The following is a 24,185-nucleotide window of genomic DNA, read 5'->3' on the forward strand; positions in this document are numbered from 1 at the left end:
GACCCCTACTTTCCGCGCGTCTCGTCGACGGCGGGGGCTTCGTACTTCTGGCTGGTGGGGTAATTCGCCTTCGGATCGAAGGTCGCGAGCGCCGGGTCCTCCTTGCGGCCGAAGCGGCGCGTCATGAACCCGATGATCGAGGGACGGCCCTGCTGCTTGTTCCAGACGTCGACACCGACCGCGAACAGGAGCACGAGGCCCTTGATCATCGAGACGACGTCGGCGCCCTGCCCGAGCAGAGCCAGGCCGTTGTTCAGGAACGCCATCACGAGACCACCGATGATCGAGCCGATGACGGTTCCGATACCACCCGAGACGGCGGCGCCACCGATGAAGACCGAGGCGATCGCGTCGAGCTCCCAGCCGTTGCCGTCCTGCGGACCCGATGCGGTGGCACGGGAGACGTAGATCATGCCGGCGAGGGCGGCGAGGACCGACATGTTCATCATGACGAAGAAGTCGACCCAGCGGTCCTTGACGCCCGACAGGCGAGCCGCCTGGCGGTTGCCGCCGACGGCGTAGATGTGACGGCCGAACACCGTGTTGTTCGTGATGAAGGTGTACAAGATCACCAGGAGCAGCAGGATCACGCCCGAGATCGGGAAGCTGGTGCCCTCACGCCCGGTGGCGAACAGCCATCCGGCGATCAGGATGACGACCGAGATCAGGATCACCTTGGTCGTGCTGACCCAGGCGGGCGCCATCTCGGAGCCCATCTTGCGCTGGGCCCGACGCAGGCGGATCTCGGAGATCACGATCCACGCGACGCCGATCAGCGCGAGCACCATGGTCAGCACGTTGAACGGGACCGGGATGAACGACAGCTCCGGCAGGTAGCCCGCGCCGATGATCTTGAAGCCATCGGGCACCGGCACCGACTGCGAGTCGCCGACCCACTGGTTCGCACCGCGGAAGAACAGCATGCCGGCGAGCGTCACGATGAACGCGGGCACCCCGACATAAGCGACCCAGAACCCCTGCCAGGCGCCGACCAGCACGCCGACACCGAGTCCGAGCAGGATCGCGAGCGGCCAAGGGAGATCCCAGTCCGCCATCGCCTTGGCCACGATGATGCCGGTGAACGCCGCCACGGAACCGACCGACAGGTCGATGTGGCCCATGATGATGACCATCACCATGCCGATCGCGAGGATCAGGATGTAGGAGTACTGGTTGACGACGTTGATCAGGTTGCCGGACGAGAGCGTCAGTCCCTGCCCCTTGAAGATCCAGGTCAGCACCTGGAACACGACCAGGATGACGACGAGGCTGCCGAGGATGCTGAACTGGCGCAGCGTCGACTGCCCGCCCCCGAACATCTTCGTGATGTCCTTGAAGTGGAAGCCGCGCTTCGCGGTGGTCGATTCGGTGGTCATGCGGATGCTTTCTGGGTCGCGGAGGTCATGCTGCGCATGAGGGCCTCGGGTGTCGCCTGTTCGGTCGGGATGCAGTCGGTGACCCGACCTTCGAAGACGGTGTAGATGCGGTCGGAGATGCCCAGCAGCTCGGGCAGCTCGCTGGAGATGACGATGACGCCCTTGCCCTGAGCGGCGAGCTCGTTGATGATCGCGTAGATCTCGTACTTCGCTCCGACGTCGATGCCGCGGGTGGGCTCGTCGAGGATGAGCAGGTCGGGATCGGTGAACATCCACTTCGCCAGCACGACCTTCTGCTGGTTGCCGCCCGAGAGCTTGCCGACGCCCTCCTCCACGGACGGGGTCTTGATGCGCAGCGCCTTGCGGTACTGCTCGGCGATCGCGTACTCCGCACGGGGATCGACGACGCCGCGTCGGGCGATCTTCGAGAGCTTCGCGGAGACGGTCGCGCGTTTGATCGTGTCGAGGAGGTTGAGGCCGAGCACCTTGCGGTCCTCGCTCACGTAGGCCAGGCCGTGCTTGATCGCCGCTGCCACGTCCGGCAGCACGATCTCCTGCCCGTCCTTGACCATGGACCCCGAGAGGTAGGTGCCGTAGGAACGACCGAAGATGCTCATCGCGAACTCGGTACGCCCCGCACCCATGAGGCCGGCGATGCCGACGACCTCGCCGCGGCGGACGTTGATGTTCGAGCCCTTGACGACCATGCGCTCGGACACGGTCGGGTGCTGCACCCACCAGTCCTTGACCTCGAAGAACACCTCGCCGATCTCGGGGGTGCGGTCGGGGTAGCGGCTCTCGAGCGAGCGGCCGACCATGCCGCGGATGATGCGGTCCTCGTTGATCTCGCCGCGTGAGATGTCGAGCGTCTCGACCGTGCGGCCGTCGCGGATGATCGTGATCTCGTCGGCGATCTGCTCGATCTCGTTGAGCTTGTGGCTGATCATGATCGACGCGATGCCCTTGGCCTTGAGACCGAGGATCAGATCGAGCAGATGCTGCGAGTCGTTCTCGTTGAGCGCGGCGGTCGGCTCGTCGAGGATGAGGAGCTTGACGTCCTTGTTCAGTGCCTTCGCGATCTCGATCAGCTGCTGCTTGCCGACGCCGAGCGTCTTGATCTGCGCATCGGGGTCTTCGTTCAGGCCGACGCGGGCGAGCAGCTCGATCGCGCGCTGCTTCTGGGCCTGCCAGTCGATGCGGCCCAGGTGGCGGATCTCGTTGCCGAGGAAGATGTTCTCGGTGACCGAGAGCTCCGGGATCAGCGCGAGCTCCTGGTGGATGATCGCGATACCGGCTTGCTCGCTCGCCGCGATGTCGCGGAAGCGCTGCTCCTCGCCGTACAGCAGGATCTCGCCGTCGTAGCTCCCGTAGGGGTAGACGCCCGACAGGACCTTCATCAGGGTCGACTTGCCTGCGCCGTTCTCGCCGCAGATGGCGTGGATCTCGCCGGCGCGCACGGTGATCGACACCTCGGAGAGGGCCTTCACTCCCGGGAACTCCTTGGTGATGCTGCGCATCTCCAAGATCGGGCCTGACACGGTCGGCAACGTTGCTGTGGTGCTCACGGATCTTCCTCGCGACGTGCGGTCACCTTCGATGTGACCGTTCACATTTGTAACATCGTGCATTGGGGACGGGACCATGTCAAGTCCGGTCGGCGATTTCGTGTCGTTACCGTGACCCGGACGACTCGCGCAGGCGCAGCGTCGTCTGCAGGGGCCCGAACGCCGGCACCGGCTCGTCCCGGATCTGTGCGAGCAGGATCTTGACGGCTCTGCGCCCGAGCTCCGGGAAGTCCTGATGCACGGTCGTCAACGTGGGCGCGACGTGTGCCGCGACCGGCACATCGTCGAAGCCGACGACGCTCACGTCTTCCGGCACCCGGATCCCAGCGTCGCGGAATCCATGCAGCAGGCCGATCGCCATCAGATCGTTGGCCGCGAACACCGCGGTGAAGTCCCGCCTTCGCGAGAGCTCCTGCCCCGCGAAGTAGCCGAAGTCTGCAGACCAGTCGCCACGGATCGGCGGGAACGTGGGCAGGTCGGCCTCGCGCAGCGCGTCGAGATAGCCGCGCATCCGCGACTCCGCCTCGATCCAGTCCTGCGGTCCGGCCAGGTGCAGGATGTCGCTGTGCCCGAGCCCGATCAGGTGCTCGGTCGCCGCTCGCGCGCCCGCGACCTGATCAGCGGAGAGACTGATCCCGTCCGACCCGGATGCGGTCTGGAGACTCACGAACGGCAGCGAGACGGCCATCCCCCGCAGCACATGGAACACGCGCACCTGCGGAGCGAGCACGACGATCCCGTCGACCTGCTCCCTGGCCAGTTGACGCACGGCACTGCCGATCGCCTCCGGCGTCGTCGCCGAGAGGTTGAGCGTCGAGACCGAGTACCCCTCTTCGCGCGCCGCGTCCTCGATGCTCGCGATGGACGATGTGGGGCCGAACTCGCCGATCGTCGCCGAGAGGATGCCGAGCATGTTGGACTTGCTCGTCACCAGCGCTCTGGCGGCGAGGTTCGGGCGGTAGTCCAGCACGGCGATCGCATCGAGGACCTTGGCTTTGGTCTCCGGGCGGATGCTGGCATGATCGTTCAGCACGCGCGAGACCGTCTGGTGAGAGACCCCGGCGAGCCGTGCGACGTCGCGGATGCTCGGCATCCGCGCACGCTCAGAGGCGCTGGACATCGCAGCCTCCTTGCATGTGCACGGTCACATCGTTACTTCATTATGTACGCCGGAAGCGTGGATCGCACACCGGGGCAGGGAAAGGCGTGAACGCCACCGACTAGCACATCGAAAAGAGAAACCCGGCGTGACCCGGCGGTTGTCGCTAGAATGGCGAGTACCCAGCGGGCGTTTCCAGCCCCGCACCCGATGAACGCTCGCCTGAGGAGGGACTCAACTTCGTCCTGGCCGGCCGTCGAGCGTATGGCGACAGGACAAGGCCATGAGCTCCCCCAGAAGAGCATCTATGACTCTCACCGCCGGAATGATCCTCTGCGCAGGCATTCTCGCGGCCACCCTCACCACCACCGACCCCGAATGGTGGGAACTGTACTTCAGCCGACTCGGCATGACCGGCGACCTCTCGGCGACGCTGTTCAACGGCGGCCTGATCGCCGCGGGCGTGGTCATCACGGCCTCGGCGATGATGATGAGGATCTGGCTCATCAGCACGCCGCTGATCGCCGAGGCGAAGTACCGACACGCCGCCCGCGCGGTGCCGTTCTTCGTGGCGACTCTCGGCATGAGCCTCGGAGCGATCGGCGTCTTCCCGCTGTCGGTCGACAAGGCAGCGCACGACAACTCGTCGATGCTCATGCTCTCGTCCTTCGCCTGCCTGCTGATCGTGCACCGTATCTTCCTGCGCCAGCTCTCCCCGATGCTGACCCGCCTCGCTGCCATCTCGGGCGTGACGATGGTGGCGAGCATGGCGGCGATGACGCAGGGATGGATCAATCTCACCCTGTTCGAGGCGATCGGTTTCACCGTGATCCTGACGTGGGTGCACCTGCTCGAGGTGCAGCTGCGAAGCCTCGCTCCGGCATTCATCTGGAGACGCTCAGCAAACTCACAGCGATTTTCCTTGTCCCCCATTTGGGGGACAAGCAAAGTGGCGCTATTGTCTATTCAGTAGCTGGGGCTACAAGGCGGAGCATCTGGGGTGCGAAGCCGAACGCAGTGAGGCAGAGCAGCCACGTCCCTTGTGGTGAGCACCCTCTCGAGTACCGGTTGGGGAATCGGATGACTCGAGAGGGGCTGCCCGCTCCGACTCCTGAAGATCGTCACACGACGATGCGAGCGCCCGGCACCGGGCCATGCACATGCAGCGCTTCATGCCCGGAGCGCCGCAGCGCCGTCTGCACATCCTGCGCCGCCTCGGGATCGGCGCACAGCAACGCGATCGTCGGCCCGGAGCCCGAGACGATCCCCTGCAGCGCACCGGCGCGGATTCCGATGTCGATCGTCTCCGCCAGGTCGGGACGCTCAGAGAGCGCCGCCGCCTGCAGGTCGTTGTACAGCGTGTCCGCCAGTTGCGCGGGATCTCCGGATCGCAGTGCTTGGAGCACGGGGATCGGTACGTCGAGCGACATCGGCGGATCATCGGCGAGGGCGCCTTCCTCCTCGCGCAGGAGATCGAGCCGCCCGTAGACCACGGGCGTGGAAAGGCCGTGCTCGCTGGTGACCAGCACCCAGTCGAACCGGCCACGCGCCAGAGCGGGGTTGAGCTGGTCACCACGCCCCGTGCCCACGGCCGTGCCGCCGTGCAGCGCGAACGGCACGTCTGCGCCGAGCCGCGAAGCGAGCTCGTGCATCCGCGCGGCTGACAGGCCGGTGCCCCACAGCGCGTCGCACGCGACGAGTGCCGCCGCCGCATCCGCCGACCCTCCGCCCATTCCGCCGGCGACCGGGACGCGCTTGCGGATCTCGAGCGCGACCCCGCCGGGGTACTCGGTCGCCGCAGCCAGGAGCTTCGCTGCCCGCATCGCGAGGTTGCGATCGTCCAGCGGCACCTCGTCGACGTCATCGACGCCCGAGACCGTCAGCGAGAAGTCGTCCGCGTGACGGGCGATCACGTCCTCGTAGAGCGACACCGCCTGGAAGACCGTCGCGAGCGCGTGATAGCCGTCGTCATGGCGACCGCCGACCCCCAGATAGACGTTGATCTTCCCGGGGGCGCGCACGTGCACGGACTCGGTCGTCGCGGCGATGCTCATGATCGGATGTCCGTCACAGCTCCGAGGACTTCGCCCACAGGTTCACGTCGATCGCACCCGAGAGCTCGTCGATGCGCGTGAGCTCCTCCTTCGTGAACGCGGGGCCGTTCACCGCCGCGATGTTCTCATCGAGCTGCGAAGGACGCGAGGCGCCGATCAGCGCCGAGGCGACGACCGGGTTGCGCAGCGTCCACTGCAGCGCCAGCTGCGCGAGGGACTGCCCGCGCTCGCGGGCGACGTCGTTGAGCGACCGCAGCGTCTGCAGGGCTTCATCGCTGAGCCTTCCCTCCGGCATCGAACCGCGCTTCTGCGCGCGCTCAGCGGTGCCGTCGCCGAGGTACTTGTCGGTCAGCAGCCCCTGCGCCAGCGGCGTGAAGGCGATCGCGCCGAGGCCGTGCGTCTGGAGCGAATCGGTCAGCCCGTCCTCGATCCAACGGTTGAGGATCGAGTACGCGGGCTGGTGGATGATGAGCGGCGTACCGAGCTCCGCGGCCACGGCCACGGCCTCCTCCGTGCGCTCCGCGCTGTACGAGGAGATGCCGACGTAGAGGGCCTTGCCCTGGCGCACCAGGGTGTCGAGCGCTGCCACGGTCTCGGCGATCGGCGTCACGGGGTCGACCCGGTGCGAGTAGAAGATGTCGACGTAGTCGAGGCCCATGCGGGTCAGCGACTGCTCGGCGCTCGCGAGGATGTACTTGCGGCTGGCGAAATCACCGTAGGGTCCCGGCCACATGTCCCAGCCGGCCTTCGACGAGATGATCAGCTCGTCGCGGTACGGCCGGAAGTCCTCGGCGAAGATGCGGCCGAAGTTCTTCTCGGCCGAGCCGTAGGGCGGGCCGTAGTTGTTCGCCAGGTCGAAGTGCGTGATGCCGCGGTCGAAGGCGTGGCGCAGCAGCGCGCGCTGGTTGTCGAGCGGGATGTTGTCGCCGAAGTTCCACCACAGTCCGAGCGAGATCGGGGGCAGGTACAGACCGGATGAGCCGACCTGACGGTAGGCGAACTGCTGATAGCGGCTCGCCTCCGCAGTGTACGGACGATGCAGCTCGGGGACGTCGGGGCTGAAGCGCGAAGACTCGGTCACCGTGCCAGGTTAGTCGGTGATGCCGGCCTCATCGAGCGATGTGGCGTTCTGAGCGATGCGGTGGTAGTCCTCGACCGTGAGATCCTCGCCGCGCGCGGTGGGGGCGACGCCGGCCGCGATGAGCACCTCGGACGCCGCCGCCGAGCTGCCGAAGAGACCGGACAGCGCCTGACGCAGCATCTTCCGACGCTGGTTGAACGCGGCATCCACGATCCGGAACGTGCGGCGACGCTCTTCCTCACTGCCGCGCTCTCCCGCGGAGCGATCGAACCCGACCAGCAGGCTGTCGACGTTCGGCACCGGCCAGAAGACCTGACGCGACACCGTGCCGGAGAGCTTCCACTCTCCGTACCAGGCCGCCTTCACGCTCGGTGAGCCGTAGATCTTCGAGCCGGGCGTGGCGGCGAGGCGTTCGGCCACCTCGGCCTGCACCATCACCACGCCGCGCTGCAGATAGTCGAAGTTCTCCAGGAAGTGCAGGAGCACAGGAACGGACACGTTGTACGGGAGGTTGGCGACCAGCACGGTCGGCTCGCCCGGGAGCTCCGTGATGCGCAGCGCATCGGCATCGACCACCGTGAGCCTCTCGGGCGCGACGCCGTGCTCGACCGCGGTCTGTGCGAGGCGGGCGGCGAGGCGGTGGTCGATCTCGACGGCCGTGACCGAGGCCCCGGTCTCGAGGATCGCGAGGGTGAGGGAGCCGAGTCCTGGTCCGACCTCGACCGCGCGTTCGTGCGGCTGCACGCGGGCGGCCTGCACGATCTTGCGGACGGTGTTCGCGTCGGTGACGAAGTTCTGGCCCAGCTTCTTGGTGGGAGTGACGTCGAGCTCGGCGGCGAGGCGGCGGATCTCGGTGGCGCCGAGCAGGGTGACGGTCATCCCCCCATTCTCGCCTATCCGCGGGAGCGTCCCCGCGCACGTCATCCGCGACTTCCACGTCACGAAATGCACCGTCACGCGTCGTGTGAGGTGAACAGGGCGAATCCCGTCGTCCCTGCGACCCCGTTCCCGAGAGGACCACTCCGTGCACCCCGAGAAGACGACGCGAGACGCGGCCGCCGACCGCCCGAGAGGGCTGGTGCGACCGACCACCGTCCGAAGCGCCGCGTGGGCGCTCCCTGTGATCGCCGCCGCCCTCGCATCTCCGTCGAGCGGTCACCTCGGCCCCCGCGGCGTGCTGACGCAGGAACCCTGAGCGCACGGCGGCCGGAGACTCTCCGGTGTCGGAGGCCGCCGCTACTGTGAACGGATGCCTTCCGTCGGTGAACTCCTCGCGCCCCGCCGCCTGGGGAGGGATTTCCGCTGGTTGCTGGCGTCGTCGTGGACGAGCAACGTCGGCGACGGCGTCGCGCTGGCCGCCGCCCCGCTGCTGATCGCGTCGATGACCTCTTCTCCGCTGCTGGTGGCCTCCGGGGCGATCCTGCAGTTCCTGCCGTGGCTCGTGTTCGGTCTGCACGCCGGCGCCATCGCCGACCGGTTCGACCGGCGGCGTCTGGTGATGCTGGCGAACGCCGCCAGGGCGATCGTGCTCCTCGCGCTCTGCGTGTTCCTGATCACCGGCACCGCGAACATCGTCATCGTGCTCGCCGTGGCGTTCCTCTACGGCACAGCCGAGGTCTTCGTCGACACGGCGGGCAGCACGCTCTTGCCGATGCTCGTGAAACCCGCCGACCTCGGCATCGGGAACGCGCGCCTGCAGGCCGGATACCTCGTCGCGAACCAGTTCGCAGGGCCGCCACTGGGAGCGTTCCTGTTCGCTGCCGGCACTGCCTGGCCCTTCCTGCTCGAGGTCGTGTGCGTGAGCCTGGCCGTGATGCTGGTCTCCCGCATGGCGAGAACGCCGGTGCCTCCCCGCCCTGACACGAGAGACGGGGCTCCACTGCCGCATCCGCCCGTGCACACCGACATCGCCGAAGGCCTGCGCTGGCTCTGGCGCAACCCGCCGGTGCGCATGCTGGTGCTGATCATCCTGCTCTTCAACGTGACCTGGGCGGCTCCCTGGGGCGTGCTGGTTCTCTATGCGACAGAGCATCTGCACATGGGGGCGGTCGGATACGGCGCCCTCACCACCGCCTCCGCCGTGGGCGGGCTGCTGGCGACGGTGAGCTTCGGATGGCTGGAGCGGCACGTCTCCTTCGCGACCCTCATGCGCGTGGTGCTGTCGTTGGAGGTGCTGATGCACCTGGCCTTCGCTCTCACGACCGTGGGGTGGGTGGCGCTCGTGATCATGTTCGTGTTCGGCGCCTACGCCTTCGTCTGGGGCACGATCTCCACCACCGTCCGTCAGCGGCTCGTACCGGCGGCGCTGCAGGGGCGCGTCGCATCCGTGAACATGGTCGGAGTGTTCGGCGGCCTGGTGATCGGCCAGGCGCTCGGCGGTGTGATCGCCGAGATCTGGGGGCTCACGGCGCCCTGGTGGTTCGCTTTCGTCGGGGCGGCGCTGACGCTGCTCTTCGTCTGGAAGCCGATCTCGCAGATCGTCAGCGCGGCACCGGTGGAAGCCGCTCAGTCCTCGAAGGAGCCGTAGACCCGCAGGGTGTTCGCGGCGAGCTGCGCCGAGAGCTCATCGACGTCGATCCCGAGCTCCGCGGCCATGAACCGCACCGTGATCGGCACGAGGTAGGGGGCGTTCGGCCGCCCACGTAGCGGCACCGGGGTCAGGAACGGCGCATCGGTCTCGACCAGGATGCGCTCGAGTGGGGTGACCGCGAGCGCGTCACGCAGGTTCTGCGCGTTCTTGAAGGTCACGTTGCCGGCGAACGACAGGTGATATCCGGCATCCGCGCAGACCTTCGCCATGGCGTCATCCCCGGAGAAGCAGTGGAACACGGTGCGCTCCGGCGCTCCGACACGCGTCAGGGTCTCCAAGACGGCCTCGTGCGCATCACGGTCGTGGATCTGCATCGCGATGCCGTGCTTCTTCGCCAACGCGATGTGCGCCTCGAATGCCGCGAACTGCGGTGCCCGCCGCTCCGGTTCCGTGCGGAAGAAGTCGAGCCCCGTCTCGCCGATCGCCCGCGTGCGCGGATGTGCGGCCAGCTCGTCGATCACGGCGATGGCCTCGTCGAGCCGCCCGGCCTCGGCATAGGTCGGCGCGTCGTTCGGATGGATCGCGACCGCGGCGAGCACGCGGGAATCGGATGCTGCCGCCTCGACGGCCCAGCGCGAGGACTCGATGTCGCCGGATGCCTGGATGACGCCCGCGATGCCCACCGCGGCTGCGCGGTCGAGCTGCTCGGTCAGCGACAGCGGTTCGTCGCCGTCGAGGATCTCGAGGTGCGCGTGGTTGTCGTAGACCGGCACCCGCAGCGGCTCGGGAGCGGCCGGGTAGCGCAGATCCTTGCGCCCATCACCCGAGCGCTCACGTACGTAGGTGTCAGACATGACTCAGGAACTGGACTCCACCCGTGGGAACAGCGGAGCGAGTCCGTTCACGCTGGTACCAGGACGCAACCCGCCCCAGGCCCCGGCCTCGCGGATCGGCTGGTCCGTCAGACGTCCGAGGCTCGCGGCCGCACCGAGGGCATGCCACAGCTTCTCCGTGGCCTGCGGCATCACCGGCGACAGCAGCACGGCGAGCGCGCGCAGTCCCTCCGCGCACGTGTACAGCACGGTGCCGAGGCGGGCGCGCTTGTCCTCGTCGCGGGCGAGCGCCCACGGCTCGTTCTCGGTGATGTAGCCGTTGAGCGCGTCGACGATCTTCCAGATCGCGGCGATGGCCTCATCGATGCGGAACTGCTCGATGGCGGCATCCGCGTTCGCCGCGGCATCCGCCACGATCTTCTGGATCGCGAGGTCCTGCTCCGTGTACTCGGCGGGCGGCGGCACGATGCCCTCGAAGTACTTCTCGATCATCGCCGTGGTGCGCGAGGCGAGATTGCCGAAGCCGTTGGCGAGCTCCGCCTGGTAGCGCGCGGACAGGTCCTCCCACGAGAACGAGCCGTCCTGTCCGAAGGCGATCGCGGAGAGGAAGTAGAAGCGGTACGCGTCGGAGCCGAAGACGTCGGTGATCTCGGTGGGCGCGATGCCGGTGAGCTTGGACTTCGACATCTTCTCGCCACCGACCAGCAGCCAGCCGTGCGCGAAGACGCCCTTGGGCACGTCGAGGCCTGCGGCCATCAGCAGCGCCGGCCAGATGACGGCGTGGAAGCGCAGGATGTCCTTCCCCACCACGTGGTAGGCGGGCCACCGGCGCGCGAAGGTCTCCTCGTCGGAGCCGTAGCCCACCGCGGTGGCGTAGTTCAGCAGCGCGTCGACCCACACGTAGATGACGTGCGACTCGTCCCATGGCAGCGGGATTCCCCAGTCGAACGTCGAGCGCGAGATGGAGAGGTCCTTGAGACCCTGGCTCACGAAGGAGACGACCTCGTTGCGCGCCGAATCGGGGCGCACGAAGTCGGGCTGGGTCTTGTACAGCTCGAGCAGGCGGTCCTGGAACTCGCTGAGCTTGAAGAAGTAGTTCTTCTCCTGAAGAAGCTCGAGAGGCTTGGAGTGGATCGCGCACACCTTCAGTCCCTCGAAGGGTCCGGTGCCGTCGACGATCTCGGACTCGGGCTTGAACTCCTCGCAGCCCACACAGTAGAGCGCCTCGTACTCGCCCGCGTAGATGTAGCCGCGGTCGTAGAGCCGCTGGAAGAACGTCTGCACGTTCTTCTCGTGGCGCTCCTGCGTCGTGCGGATGAAGTCGTCGTTGGCGACGTCGAGCGTCTCCAGCTGCGGGAACCAGCTCTCGGTGACGAGCTTGTCGACCCACTCCTGCGGGGTGACGCCGTTCGCCGCGGCGGCGCGCAGCATCTTCTGACCGTGCTCGTCGGTACCCGTGAGCATCCAGGTGTCATCGCCCGCCTGGCGGTGCCACCGCGCGAGGGTGTCGACCGCCACCGTCGTGTACCCATGACCGATGTGCGGCACATCGGAGGGGTAGTAGATGGGCGTGGTGATGTAGAACGATTCGCCTGCGGGCATGGGGACAATTCTAGGTGGGATGGCGGGAGAGGTTACGCCGCCGGAGAACGACCACGACCGGCGCTCAGTTCACGGTCACGTCGACGCGATGCCATCCCTGCGCACCGTCGGGCGCCGGAGGTGCCTGCTGCTCGATCTGCGTGTCGCCGTCGACGCTCACCGCACGGCACTCGATCGTGTGGCTGCCGGTCTCGGCCACCCACGGCATGCTCCACTGCACCCAGGTGTCGGCCGAGATGGCGGTCGTGAGTTCGGCACGACGCCACGGCCCGCCGTCGACGCGGACCTCGACGCCGGCGATCCCGACGTGCTGCTGCCAGGCCATCCCCGCGATCACGGTGTCGCCGGGCGTGACCGCGCGTCCGCCGCGGGGGACGTCGATGCGCGACTGCAGCTTGATCGGGCCGTGATCGGACCAGCCGCGCGGGGTCCAGTACGCCTGCGCGCGGTCGAACCGCGTCACCTCGAGCTCGGTGACCCACTTCGTCGCAGACACGTAGCCGTAGAGGCCGGGCACCACCATGCGCACCGGGAAGCCGTGCTCGATCGGCAGAGGCTCGCCGTTCATGCCGATCGCCAGCAGTGCGTCGCGATCGTCGGTGAGCGCCTCGACCGGCGTGGACGCCGTGAAGCCGTCGATGGAGGTCGACAACACCATGTCGGCATCGGCATGGACCCCGGCCCGCGCGAGGAGCTCGCGGACGGGGTAGCCCAGCCAGCGCGCATTGCCGATCAGCGAGCCGCCGACCTCGTTCGACACGCACGCGAGTGTCACGTACGACTCCTGCATCGGCAGGGCCAGCAGCTCGGTCCACGTGATCGTCACCTCACGATCGACCATGCCGTGGATACGCAGCGACCAGTCAGCCGGGTCGAGGCGCGGCACGATCAGCGCGGTGTCGATGCGGTAGAAATCCGCGTTCGGGGTGACCACGGGTGCAAGCCCCGGGATGCCCAGCTCCGCAGCAGGCGGCACGGCGGCGGCGGGGGCTGCCGCCTTCGGCAGTGCGAGCGCGTCGCGTACCGCGTCGATCGAGCGGGTGACGCCGCGCGCCGCGTTGCCCACCGCGAGCGCGATCAGCCCCGCGGCCGCGGTGCCGGCTGTCCAGAGCAGGAACCGGCGACGGTCTTCGCGGTCCGGCGCGAGCCCGGCGATAGGACGCAGCCGCCGTGTGAGCAGTCGCAGTGCGATCACTCCGACGAGTCCTGCGACGAGGCCGGGCAACCACGCGAAGGGGCCGGAGCCGGGGCGGACCATCGCAGCCACCACGGCGAGTGCACCGAGGCCGCCGAGGATCACGGAGCCCACGCCCGACCGCCAGGACTCCAGGATGCCGGCGAGCGCCGCGACGGCCACGAGCACGACCGCGATGCCCGTGATGAGAGCCGCCTTGTCTCCGGTGCCGAACAACGCGATCGCCGTGTCCTTGGCCCAGCTCGGGGCGAGGTCGATGAGCCCGCTGCCGATCACCGCGAACGGGCTGGCGCTCGGCTCGACCACGGCCGCGACGAGCTCCGCCAGTCCGACCGCGACGACCGCCGCGCTCAGACCCGCGGCCGCCGATCGGAGGCGGTCACCGCGCGACGTGCGGATCGCTTGCGTCATCATCATCCGAGAGTAACCCCGGAGCGCCGCGCGGGATCCGTTCGGTTTCGTCCCATCGGGGGTATTCGCTCGGCCTGCGCGCTTCGCTCGGCTCTACGCACTTCCCTCGGCCGTATCGCGGAGATTCGGCCGCGGGAAGCGCATATCGCCGCGGGAAGTGCAGCGGAGCATCCGGGTTCAGAGCGCGTTGCGCCGTGCGACCTCGCCGAGCCAGGCCAGCGAGGGCTTCGGCGCGCGCGCGAACGTCTCGTGATCGAAGCCGATCAGGCCGAACGTGGGGGCGAATCCGCTCGCCCACTCGTAGTTGTCCAGGGCGCTCCAGTGCTGGTACGCGCGCACCTCGATGCCGTCCGAGATCGCGCGGTGCAGTCCCTCCAGCGCTCCCTGCGTGTAGGCGATGCGGCGGGTGTCGTCAGCGGTGGCGATGCCGTTCTCGGTCACCAGGATCGGTACTCCTCCGCTGCGCTCCCAGGCACTGCGGACGCCGAGCTCGAGAGCCTCCGGGTAGAACTCCCACCCGGTGAGGGTCGTCTCCACGTCGGGGCTGACCGGACGAGGCCCCTCCGGTCCGATGAAGGTACGCGTGTACGCCTGCACGCCGACGAAGTCGTCGCCGGCCGACTGCTCCAGGTACCAGTGGTCGCGCGGGTCGCCGTATTCGGCGAGCATCTCGTCGGCCCCCGGCTCACCGGTCGAGTGGAAAGCCTGGGTGGCGATCGTCCAGCCGGCCTGTGCGCCGGAGACGCTGTGCACGATCTCCGATGCCCGGTGGTGCGCGTCGAGCAGGGTGTCGGCGACGGCGAGGTCTGGATTCGGCAGTCCGAAGGCGACGAGGTTCGCCGCATCCTCTCCCCCGGCGAGCATCGCCGCGATGTTCGGCTCGTTGATGGTGCACACGTAGCGGACCCCGTCGAGGATCGGCAGCACGGTCTCGACGTAGCGCGCGAACAGGTCGACCGCGTCATCCGCGCGCCAGAAGCCGTCCTTCTGGAACCACTGCGGCACCGTGAAGTGCATGAGGGTGACGGTCGGGTCCAGGCCGTTCTCGCGTGCCGTGTCGATCATGCGACGGTAGTGATCGAGCATGGCGCGCGAGACGAACCCGCGCTCGGGTTCGATGCGCGCCCACTCCACCGAGAACCGGTAGGAGTTGAGTCCGGCATCCGCGAGCAGACGCATGTCCTCCGGGTAGCGGTGGAAGTGGTCGGCGGCGTCACCGGACGGTTCCACCATGGGCGAGCCGGGCGCATGCTCCATCGCCCACCAGTTGCTGGTGGTGTTGTTCCCCTCCACCTGGTGGGCTGCGGTCGCGGCGCCCCAGAGGAAGCCTTCAGGGAATGAGAGCACGGAGGCTCCTTTCTATCGGTGGGATGTGGACTCAGCGCGCGGCGCGCGCCGGATTCGGCACCGCGTCGAGCAGTTCGACCGTGTACGGGTCCTGCGGATGCTGCAGAACCTCGGAGGTCTCGCCGCGCTCGACGACGCGACCGCTGTTGAGCACGAGGATGTTCTCGGTGACCAGTCGCGCACTGAGCAGATCGTGGGTGATGTAGAGCATGCTGATGCCCCAGCGCTCGCGCAGATCCTCGAGCAGCGCCAGCACGCCGGCGCGCAGCGAGACGTCGAGCATCGACACCGGCTCGTCGGCGATCAGCACCTGGGGATCGCTCGCAAGCGCCCTGGCGATCACGACGCGCTGACGCTGACCACCCGAGAGCTGATGCGGCAGCTTCGCCGCGAACTGCTCGACCGGGGTGAGCCCGACGGTCTCGAGCAGCTCCAGGACGCGCGCCCTGGCCTCCCGCCCGCGCAGCGGGGTGTAATTGCGCACCGGGCGGGAGAGCGCGTACTCGACGGTGTGCAGCGGGTTGAGCGCCGCATAGGGATCCTGGAACACCATCTGCACGTCCTTGCGCAGGTCGCGCAGACCGCCGCGGCGCAGCGTGGCAACGTCGACGTCGCCGAACTTCACGGTGCCGGCGGTCGGCTTCTCGACGCCGGTGATCAGCTTCGCGATGGTCGACTTCCCCGATCCGGAGGCTCCGACCAGCGCGAGCGCCTCGCCCGGCTCCAAACGGAACGACACGTCGTCCACCGCGACCACGGCCTCCTGCCCGCGGCGCGGCGCCGGGTAGCGCTTCGACACGCCCTCCACGACGATCGCAGCATCGGCACGGCGCAGATCGCGCTGCGACACGGTCGGCAGCGTCTCGGTCAGGTCGGTGCGCACCCGCCCTTCCCGTCGCCGGGTGCCGAGGTCGACGAACCCGGGGATGGAGATGGTCTCGGCGCGCGGGTCCGCGTAGTGGCTGAGCAGCATCCGCGTGTACTCGTCCTTCGGATCATGCAGGATGTCCGCGCTGCGGGCGTCCTCCACGATGCGTCCCTCGTGCATGACCATCACCCGGTCCGTCGCCTCCAGCACGATCCCGAGATCGTGGCTGATGAGGATCGCGGTGAACTGCTCAGCCTTCTGCAGATCGCGGATCGTGTCCATCACCGCGTGCTGCACGAGCACGTCGAGCGCGGTGGTCGGCTCGTCGAACACCATGAGCTGCGGCTCGAGCGACAGGGCCAGCGCGATCGATGCGCGCTGCCGCATGCCGCCGGAGAGTTCGCCGGGGTACCGCGAGAGCACCTCGGGCTCGAGGCCGACCTTGCCGATCAGCTCGCGGGCCCGCGCGTCGCGGGCCTCGCGGGGCACATGGCCGTGCGCGGCGAAGATGTCCTGGAAGTGCGCGCCGACCGTGCGCACCGGATTGAGAGCGTTCATGCCGGACTGCAGCACCATCGCGAAACCGCCCTGGCGCTGACGACGCAGCTCCTCGGCGTCCAGCTCGCGGATGTCGCGCCCGCCGAACACGATGCGTCCTCCGCTGATCCGCGCCGGGGGCTTCTGCAGCCGTGTGAGGGCGAAGCCGAGCGTGGACTTGCCGGACCCGGACTCGCCGACCAGCCCCACGAACTCTCCGCGGCGGAGCGTGAACGACACGTCCTCCACCGCTGTCACCGGCGCGGTTCCCGGCGAGGCGTACTCGACCGAGAGCGAGTCGACCTCCAGCAGCACGTCATCCGCGGTCATGGCGCTCATCGGCCCTTCCCCTCTCGCAGGCGCGGATTGGAGATGCCATCCACGCCGAAGTTGATCAGTGTCAGGCTCAAGGCGAGCAGCGCGATGCACAGACCGGGGGCGAACAGCAGCAGCCACTGCCCGGTGAGCAGCGAGTTGGAGTTCTGGGCCCAGTAGAGCATGGTGCCCCAGCTGACGATGCTGGAGTCGCCGAGGCCCAGGAACTCGAGCCCCGCCTCGGCCAGGATCGCCGCCGTCGCGGCACCGAACAGCGTGCCGGCGATGATCGAGGTCATGTTCGGCAGGATCTCGCGGAACACGATGCGCGCGGCGCTGTCTCCCGAGAACTGCGCGGAGGCGACGAAGTCGTTGCCCCGCAGCGACTGCGTCTGACTGCGCAGCACGCGCGCGCCCCAGGCCCAGCCGGTCACGACGATCACCGCGATGATCATCAGGATGCCGCCGTTCTGCAGGTACGCGGCGATCACGATCATGAGGGGCAGGCCGGGGATCACCAGGAAAAGGTTGACCACGAAGCCGACCACCTCGCCGGCGAAGCCGCGCATGTAGCCCCAGCTGAGTCCGATGAGCACCGCGACGATGGTGGAGAGGATGCCGGCGGCGAAACCGACCAGCAGGCTGATCTGCGCACCGTAGATGAGCTGGCTGAGCACGTCCTCCCCCGCGGCCGTGGTTCCCAGCCAGTGGGCGGGCGAGGCGTCGGCGTTGCGCTCGAAGCCGTTGTCCTTGGCCCCGTACGGCGCGATCACCGGGGCGAACACCGCGATGAGCACGAAGAAGCCCAGCAGGCACAGTCCGAGTCGGGCCTTGCCGTTGCCCCAGAGGGTGCCGATCATGCGCCCGACGGCGCGCCACGGGCTCGGGGACGCGATGCGGTCGGCCGGAAGCTTGACGTTCATGGTGGAGGTCATCGGCGAGTCCTTGGGTCCAGCACGCCGTACAGGATGTCGACGAGGAAGTTGGCGATGAGCACGCTCACGGTGATCATCAGGAAGAGCGCCTGCATGAGCGGGTAGTCCTGCCCGATCACGGCGTTGAACAGCAGATATCCGATGCCCGGATAGCCGAACACCTGCTCCACGAGGATGGATCCACCCACCACGCCGCCGAGCGTGAGCCCGAAGCCGGTGAGGTTGGGGAGGATCGCGTTCCGCGCGGCGTAGCGCAGGGCGATCGTGCGACCGCGCAGCCCGTTCGCCTCGGCGAAGGTCACGTAGTCCTGACCGAGCGTGTTGATCATCGCGTTGCGCATGCCGATGATCCAGCCGCCCAGTGAGGTGAGCAGGATCGTGAGCGCGGGGAGCACCGCGTGCATCGCCAGGTCGGAGATGAACGCCCAGGTGAAGCCGGGGGTCGTCGTGGCCGCGTAGGCACCGGTGGTGGGGAACCAGTGCAGCACGTAGCCGAGGAAGAACAGCAGCAGCAGCGCGGTCCAGAAGTACGGGAAGGTGCTGAGGAAGGAACCGGTCAGCGTGGGCAGGCTGTCGAGCCAGGTCCCTCGCCGCCAGGCGGCCGCCACGCCGATCAGCGTGCCGATCACGAAGGCGAGGATCGTGACGATCCCGACCAGCCCGATCGTGTACGGCAGCGCCGTGGAGACCATGCTGGCCACCGACTGCGGGTAGAACGTGTACGAGACGCCGAAGTCCAGCCGGGCGACCTGCCCGAGGTAGGCGATGTACTGATCCCAGATGGAGCCGGTCGGAACGCCGAGCTGGGCCTCGATGGCCGCGCGGGTGGCGTCGGAGACCGGACCGTTCTGCGAGAGCTTCGCGATCGCGGCATCCGCGGGAGATCCGGGCATGAGCCGCGGGAGGAAGAAGTTGAGCGTGATCGCGGCCCACAGGGTGAGCACGAACAGACCGAGCTTCTGAAGGACGTACTTCATCTGTCGTCTCCGTTCACGAGCTTCAGCCTTGTGAAGAGTTCCACCATCGGATGCCTCATCGGTCGCCCTCCTTCACGAGCTTCAGCTTCGTGAAGATCATCAACGGTGCCGAGTCGTAGTTCTGCGGGATCATGTACGGATCGTCGGCGCTGGGCCACCCGGTGAACTTGGCGTCGCTGAACAGACCCCAGATCCCGCCGTAGTACAGCCCGATCACCGGCAGGTCGTCGTAGACGATGCCCTGCAGCTCCCGCACGATCTCGGCCTGGCGCTGCGGTTCCACGGTCGCCCGGTACTCGGTGAGCAGCGCGTCGGCCTCATCCGAGCGGTAGCGCTCGAAGTTGTTCGATGTCGCCTCTCCCGACGGCACGTAGAACTCGCTGGAGAGCAGGTTGTTGTAGGCCTGGTACACGTCTCCGTTGCCCATGCCGCCGATCGCCATCTCGAAGTCGCCATTGCTGATCGCACTCTGGTATCCGGCCGGCTGCGGCAACCGCAACGTGACCTTGACGCCGACCTCGGCGAGCTGCGACTGCACGGTCTGGGCGGCGCGCGTCCAGTCCGTGAAGCCGTTCGCGGTGGTGAGGGCGAACTCGAGCTGCTCGCCGTCCTCCCCCACCAGCCGGTCGCCGTCCAGCGTGTAGCCGGCCTCGGCGAACGACGCGAGCGCGGCATCCGCATCCTGCGTGATCATGCCCTGGTCGGGGATGTCGGGGTCGAGGTACTGCTCCTGGTTCGGGAGGATGAGGCCGGTCTGACCGGCCGGCTCCATGTACCCCTCGGAGGCGGTCTCGGCGATCTCCTCGCGGTCGAGGGCGAGGGCGATGCCACGACGCACGTTCACGTCGTCGAAGGGGGCGACCTCGAGGTTCGGCATCAGGGCGATCACGCCACCCGGCGGGAACCACCAGGCGTTGTGATCGCTCGCCGCCCCCCAGGTGCCCTCGACGTCGGAGATGAACGCGTAGGCCCAGTCATAGCCGCGGCTGACGGTGTCGAGCTGCGAGTTGGTCGCCGGCAGGATGATGTGCTCGATCTCGATCGAGTCGGCCTGCCAGTAGTCGGGGTTCTTGTCCATCGAGTACTGCTGGTCGTTGTAGTTGCCCAGCACGAACGGGCCGGTGCCGACAGGGTCCTCGTTGCGGAAAGTGCCGGGATCCTTCACATCGGCCCAGAGGTGCTCGGGCACGATCATGGTCTGCCCCAGGATCGACAGCGACGGCGCGTCTTCGCCCTGCAGGTGCAGGATGACGTCGTCGCCCTCGGTCTCGACGCTCTCGAGGTGCTGCCACGCACCCTTGATGTCGAGCGAGGGATTGTCCTGGAGCAGCTGGAAGGTGAACGCCACGTCATCGGGAGTGAGGTCTTCGCCGTCGCTCCACTGCACGTCGTCGCGGATCGTCATCACGATCGTGCGAGCGTCTGGTTGCGACCACTCGGTCGCCAGCCACGGGTTGAGCGTCCCGTCGAGCGGGTTGACCAGGATCAGCGGCTCGTAGATCCACCGCGACGCGGTGCGCGTGTTGGTCAGGTACGGGTTGAAGTTCTTCGTGAAGAACGGATTGCCCTTATCGGCGTTGATGAGCATCGTGTCGGCGCCGATCGACGGATCGGGCTGCGACGTGATCTGGATGCTGCATCCGCTGAGCGCGACGGCCGTGGCCGCCAGAGCTACGATCGCGGCTCTGCGCCACCGTCGGAGCGTGTGCTTCTTCGACACCCTGCCACCTCATGTCGTCTCTGTCATGAAGGGCGTCACGTGCTCGGAACGCCCTACGGACCCTGCCGCATGAGCGAGTGTAAGCGCATACATTTGCGTACGGCAACCCCTTGACAATGCATCGGACAGCACGATTCCCCTGCCCTCATCGGCATGGGAGCGGTGCCACCGGGGCCCTAATCGAGTCGCTGCGAGCTCTCTCTCAGCAGGATCTGCAGCGGTAGATGCACCACGAGCGGCTCGGCGTCCGGGCGCTCCAGACGACGCGCGAGCACCTGCACGGCGGCCCGTCCCAGATCGATCATCGGTTGGCGGATCGTGGTCAGCGGAGGCCGCGAGAGCGTCGCCGCCTCGATGCCGTCGAAGCCGGTCACCAGCACGTCATCCGGAACCCGGAGCCCGGCGGCGCGGAACACCTCGAGCGCACCGAGCGCCATCTGGTCGTTCGCCGCGACGAGTGCGGACGGCGTCGCCTGCGCGAGGATCTGCTCCGCCGCGCGCCGACCGGAGGCCCGGGTGAAGTCCCCCCTCGCGACCGTCACGGCGGCGGGCGATCTCCCCGCCTCCGTCACCGCAGCGGCGAAACCTTCCCAGCGCTGCGCGCCGTCCGGCGAATCCTCGGGGCCGGCGAGGAAGGCGAGCGCGCCGTCGCCGATCTGCGCCAGCACATGGCGGGTCAGCTCCGCCATCGCCTCGGTGTTGCTGACCGTCACGTGATCGTAGTGATCGCCGCGGGGCGGGCCGGACAGCACCACGACCGGGATGCGGCGCGAGAGCCCGGCGAGCTCGTCTTCCGGCACGCTCTCGGCGAGCACCATCAGCCCGTCGACCTTGCCGGCCATGTCGCGCACGGTCGCGCGGGAGGGGTCGTCGCGTCCGACGCCGATCATCAGCACGAAGCCCTGCTTCCAGGCCTCCAGCTCTGCGCCGCGCAGCACCTCGTCGAGGAACAGCAGGGTGTGATGCTCCTCCCCCGGCTCTGCGGCGTCGTGCACGACCGTGAACGGCGGCGTGGCCGCAGCCCCCGGGGTCAGCACGTCGAGCGGCGGCGCTTCCTCCGCGGCGTCGAAGCCGGGGAAGTACAGTCCGAGCACCCCGGTGCGGCGTTCCGCGAGTCCGCGCGCGCTGCCGCTGGGCACGTAGCCGAGCGCCGTGACGGCATCCAGCACCCGCTCCCGCGTGGCGGGACGCACGGCATCCGGCGAGCGCAGCACGCGTGACACGGTCGCGATGGATACGCCCGCATGGTCGGCGACGTCGTACACCGTGGCTGTCTTCGTCACGATCGCGTCCTCCCTCCCGTGCGTGCTTGCGAGGTTACTTCGCCCTGGCAGCGAGCGCAGCCTGGTAGAGGTCGCGCGAGGAGAGCCCGGTGAGGACGGCGACCTCGGAAGCAGCCTCCTTCAAGCGGATGCCGTCGGCCACGAGCTTCTGCACCTGGGCCAGGGCGTCCTCGGGGGACGCGTCGCGGTGCGGCGCGCCCTCGACGACCACCACGATCTCGCCCTTGACGCCGCCCTCCGCCCAGGCGACGAGCTCGGATGCGGTTCCGCGGCGCACCTCCTCGTAGAACTTCGTGAGCTCCCGGCACACCGCGATGCGGCGGTCGTCGCCGAAGGCGCCGCCCATGTCGGCGAGCGAGGAGGCGAGTCGGGACGGGGATTCGAAGAACACCATGGTGCGGGGCTCGGAGGCCAGGGCACGAAGGGTGGAGCGACGCTCCCCCGGCTTGCGTGGGAGGAAGCCCTCGAACGTGAACCGATCGGTCGGGAGCCCCGAGATCGCCAGAGCCATCAGCACGGCGCTCGGGCCGGGGATCGCGGTCACGGTGACCCCCTGTGCGACCGCCTCGGCGACCAGGCCGTAGCCGGGATCGCTGACCGTCGGCATCCCAGCGTCGCTCATCACGACCACATCGGTCTCGGCCGCGAGAGCGGCGAGCTCGGCCGCCTTCTGCTTCTCGTTGTGGTCGTGCAGCGCGATCAGCCGCGGCCGGTTGGCGATCTGCAGCGCCTGCAGCAGGCGTCCGGTGGTGCGGGTGTCTTCAGCCACGACGACCTCCGCATTCTCGAGGACCTCGATCAGGCGGCGCGAGGCGTCGCCGAGGTTTCCGATCGGCGTGGCGGCGAGGATGATCACCCGCTCAGCATAGGCGGGTTGTCTAGGCTGGACCGGTGACCGCGCCCGTGCCCCTGCTGCCTGCTCCCGAGGAGCGGCTGACGCGATACGGCCGGCTGCGGGACCGTGTCCTGCTCGATCCGGACTGGCGCCGCTCGCTGCGCTGGCTCGCCCCGCTCGTGGTCACCGCGATCGCTGCCGTGCTGCGGCTGATCAACATCGGCCATCCGCATCAGCTCGCGTTCGACGAGACCTACTACGTCAAGGACGCCTGGTCGCTGTGGACCCTCGGCTACGAGGGAACCTGGGGCGAAGGGGCGAACGACGCCTTCGTCACCCTGCAGCAGCTGCCGCTCTCGGAGCAGGGCTCGTTCATCGTGCATCCACCGTTGGGCAAGTGGCTGATCGCGCTGGGCATGGCCATCGGCGGACCGGACAACAGCGCCGGCTGGCGCCTGGCCACCGCGCTGCTGGGCACCGCGTCGGTGCTGCTGGTGTACCTGATCGCGAAGACCTTGAGCGGATCGATCGTGGTCGGCACGGTCGCCGGTCTCCTGATCGCGCTCGACGGCCTGAGCATCGTGCTGAGCCGGATCGCTCTGCTCGACGGCATCCTGACGTTCTTCGTGCTGCTGGGCGTGCTGTTCGTGCTGCTCGATCGGCGCAGGACGATCCCGCTCCTGGAGCGCAGGGACCCCGAGGCGCCCGACCCGTTCTGGGGACCGATCCTGTGGCGTCGTCCGTGGCTGATCGCGGCAGGACTGGCGCTGGGAGCCGCCTGCGCCGTGAAGTGGTCGGGCCTGTACGTGCTCGCGGCGTTCGGCCTGTACGTCGTGGTGACCGATGCCCTGGCCCGCCGCCGCGCCGGCGTGATCCTGTGGCCGACCGATGCCGCGTTCCGTCAGGGTCCGGTGTCGTTCCTGCTCCTCGTGTTCCCCGCGCTCGCGGTGTATCTGCTCAGCTGGACCGGATGGTTCGTGACCGCGGGGGGCTACGACCGGCAGAGCGATGCGAATCCCCTGGTCGCGCTGTGGAAGTACCACCAGTCGATGCTCGGCTTCCACGTCGGGCTGAACAGTGGGCACCCTTACGCGAGCCCCGCGTGGGAGTGGCCCTTCCTGCTGCGCCCGACCGCCGTCTGGGTGGGCACGGATCCGGCCCCCTGCGGGGTCGACCACTGCATGGCCGTGATCTCCGCGGTGCCGAACCCGCTCATCTGGTACGCCGGTGTCGCGGCGGCCGTGTTCCTGCTCTACCTCCTGGTGCGCGGCTGGGTGCTCCGCCAGCCGGTCGGACCGGAGATCAGCGTGCCGCTCGTGGGTCTCGCCGCCACCTACATCCCGTGGCTGCTGTTCCCCGAACGCACGATCTTCCAGTTCTACACCGTGGTCATGGTGCCGTTCCTGGTGATCGCGCTCGCCATGACGCTGCGCATCATCGCCGGGCGCCGAGAGGACCCGCTGCACCGGCGACAGTCCGGAGAGCGGACGGTGCTGATCTTCCTCGTGTTCGTGGTGCTGGTCTCGGCGTTCTTCTACCCGGTGTGGGCGGGCATCAGCATGCCGTACGACTTCTGGCGCCTGCACAACTGGCTGCCGGGCTGGGTCTGAGTCGCGAGCCCC

At 68.2% G+C, this 24,185-nt stretch carries 19 protein-coding genes; 3 read left to right on the forward strand and 16 right to left on the reverse strand.

Features of this window, described 5'->3' with window-relative positions:
* Window positions 1-5: 5 nt before the first annotated feature.
* From mmsB to KZC51_RS14795, 3 genes are all read right to left on the reverse strand, one after another.
* On the reverse strand, window positions 6-1,376 hold the full coding sequence (gene mmsB / locus KZC51_RS14785; RefSeq protein ID WP_247630794.1) for a multiple monosaccharide ABC transporter permease: 1,371 nt from the start codon (window positions 1,374-1,376) through the stop codon (window positions 6-8).
* Window positions 1,373-2,893, reverse strand: a complete 1,521-nt coding sequence (mmsA, locus tag KZC51_RS14790) for a multiple monosaccharide ABC transporter ATP-binding protein (RefSeq protein WP_281732180.1) — start codon at window positions 2,891-2,893, stop codon at window positions 1,373-1,375. Before mmsA ends, mmsB begins: the two co-directional genes overlap by 4 nt.
* A gap of 154 nt (window positions 2,894-3,047) precedes the next feature.
* On the reverse strand, window positions 3,048-4,061 hold the full coding sequence (locus KZC51_RS14795) for a LacI family DNA-binding transcriptional regulator (protein ID WP_247630795.1): 1,014 nt from the start codon (window positions 4,059-4,061) through the stop codon (window positions 3,048-3,050).
* Between the two features lie 286 nt (window positions 4,062-4,347).
* On the opposite strand from KZC51_RS14795, the gene KZC51_RS14800 reads away from it, so the two are divergent.
* Complete coding sequence (locus KZC51_RS14800; protein ID WP_247630796.1) at window positions 4,348-5,013, forward strand: DUF998 domain-containing protein; 666 nt, start codon at window positions 4,348-4,350, stop codon at window positions 5,011-5,013.
* Window positions 5,014-5,161: 148 nt separating this feature from the next.
* Here KZC51_RS14800 and KZC51_RS14805 read toward each other — a convergent pair whose 3' ends face one another.
* Genes KZC51_RS14805 through rsmA form a run of 3 tightly spaced genes read right to left on the reverse strand, consistent with a single transcriptional unit; the run spans window position 5,162 to window position 8,054 of the window.
* On the reverse strand, window positions 5,162-6,094 hold the full coding sequence (locus KZC51_RS14805) for a 4-(cytidine 5'-diphospho)-2-C-methyl-D-erythritol kinase (protein WP_247630797.1): 933 nt from the start codon (window positions 6,092-6,094) through the stop codon (window positions 5,162-5,164).
* Window positions 6,095-6,107: 13 nt separating this feature from the next.
* The gene (gene mgrA, locus KZC51_RS14810; RefSeq protein ID WP_308194310.1) at window positions 6,108-7,175 is read right to left on the reverse strand and encodes an L-glyceraldehyde 3-phosphate reductase; all 1,068 of its coding nucleotides are present in this window, start codon (window positions 7,173-7,175) and stop codon (window positions 6,108-6,110) included.
* 9 nt (window positions 7,176-7,184) lie between these two features.
* Complete coding sequence (rsmA, locus tag KZC51_RS14815) at window positions 7,185-8,054, reverse strand: 16S rRNA (adenine(1518)-N(6)/adenine(1519)-N(6))-dimethyltransferase RsmA (RefSeq protein WP_247630798.1); 870 nt, start codon at window positions 8,052-8,054, stop codon at window positions 7,185-7,187.
* A gap of 370 nt (window positions 8,055-8,424) precedes the next feature.
* On the opposite strand from rsmA, the gene KZC51_RS14820 reads away from it, so the two are divergent.
* On the forward strand, window positions 8,425-9,702 hold the full coding sequence (locus tag KZC51_RS14820) for an MFS transporter (protein WP_247630799.1): 1,278 nt from the start codon (window positions 8,425-8,427) through the stop codon (window positions 9,700-9,702).
* Here the strand turns inward: KZC51_RS14820 and KZC51_RS14825 are convergent.
* The 10 genes from KZC51_RS14825 to rsmI form a co-directional block, all read right to left on the reverse strand.
* Window positions 9,681-10,559, reverse strand: coding sequence for a TatD family hydrolase (locus KZC51_RS14825; protein ID WP_247630800.1), 879 nt, complete (start codon window positions 10,557-10,559; stop codon window positions 9,681-9,683). The genes KZC51_RS14820 and KZC51_RS14825 overlap by 22 nt on opposite strands.
* 3 nt (window positions 10,560-10,562) lie before the next feature.
* Complete coding sequence (gene metG, locus KZC51_RS14830) at window positions 10,563-12,140, reverse strand: methionine--tRNA ligase (protein WP_247630801.1); 1,578 nt, start codon at window positions 12,138-12,140, stop codon at window positions 10,563-10,565.
* A gap of 64 nt (window positions 12,141-12,204) precedes the next feature.
* A complete protein-coding gene (locus KZC51_RS14835; RefSeq protein WP_247630802.1) occupies window positions 12,205-13,749 on the reverse strand; it encodes a molybdopterin-dependent oxidoreductase in 1,545 nt (514 codons plus the stop codon).
* 174 nt (window positions 13,750-13,923) lie between these two features.
* Window positions 13,924-15,093: a glycoside hydrolase family 1 protein gene (locus tag KZC51_RS14840; RefSeq protein ID WP_247630803.1), complete on the reverse strand. Its 1,170-nt coding sequence runs from the start codon at window positions 15,091-15,093 to the stop codon at window positions 13,924-13,926.
* 31 nt (window positions 15,094-15,124) lie between these two features.
* Window positions 15,125-16,837 (reverse strand): ABC transporter ATP-binding protein, encoded by a 1,713-nt coding sequence (locus KZC51_RS14845; RefSeq protein WP_247630804.1) that lies wholly within the window; start codon window positions 16,835-16,837, stop codon window positions 15,125-15,127.
* Entirely contained in the window at window positions 16,834-17,748 is a 915-nt protein-coding gene (locus tag KZC51_RS14850) for an ABC transporter permease (protein WP_247630805.1), read from the reverse strand. The genes KZC51_RS14845 and KZC51_RS14850 overlap by 4 nt, the downstream gene beginning before the upstream one ends.
* The gene (locus KZC51_RS14855) at window positions 17,745-18,725 is read right to left on the reverse strand and encodes an ABC transporter permease (RefSeq protein WP_247630806.1); all 981 of its coding nucleotides are present in this window, start codon (window positions 18,723-18,725) and stop codon (window positions 17,745-17,747) included. The genes KZC51_RS14850 and KZC51_RS14855 overlap by 4 nt, the downstream gene beginning before the upstream one ends.
* A 55-nt stretch (window positions 18,726-18,780) precedes the next feature.
* Window positions 18,781-20,445: an ABC transporter substrate-binding protein gene (locus tag KZC51_RS14860; RefSeq protein WP_247630807.1), complete on the reverse strand. Its 1,665-nt coding sequence runs from the start codon at window positions 20,443-20,445 to the stop codon at window positions 18,781-18,783.
* Between the two features lie 176 nt (window positions 20,446-20,621).
* Window positions 20,622-21,728 carry a LacI family DNA-binding transcriptional regulator gene (locus tag KZC51_RS14865; RefSeq protein WP_247630808.1) on the reverse strand — a complete coding sequence of 369 codons (1,107 nt, stop codon included), beginning with the start codon at window positions 21,726-21,728 and terminating at the stop codon, window positions 20,622-20,624.
* Between the two features lie 34 nt (window positions 21,729-21,762).
* A complete protein-coding gene (gene rsmI / locus KZC51_RS14870) occupies window positions 21,763-22,584 on the reverse strand; it encodes a 16S rRNA (cytidine(1402)-2'-O)-methyltransferase (protein WP_247630809.1) in 822 nt (273 codons plus the stop codon).
* Window positions 22,585-22,619: 35 nt separating this feature from the next.
* On the opposite strand from rsmI, the gene KZC51_RS14875 reads away from it, so the two are divergent.
* A complete protein-coding gene (locus tag KZC51_RS14875) occupies window positions 22,620-24,173 on the forward strand; it encodes a dolichyl-phosphate-mannose--protein mannosyltransferase (protein WP_247630810.1) in 1,554 nt (517 codons plus the stop codon).
* Window positions 24,174-24,185 lie beyond the last annotated feature (12 nt).

Source organism: Microbacterium croceum (assembly GCF_023091245.1).
GTDB lineage: Bacteria > Actinomycetota > Actinomycetes > Actinomycetales > Microbacteriaceae > Microbacterium > Microbacterium croceum.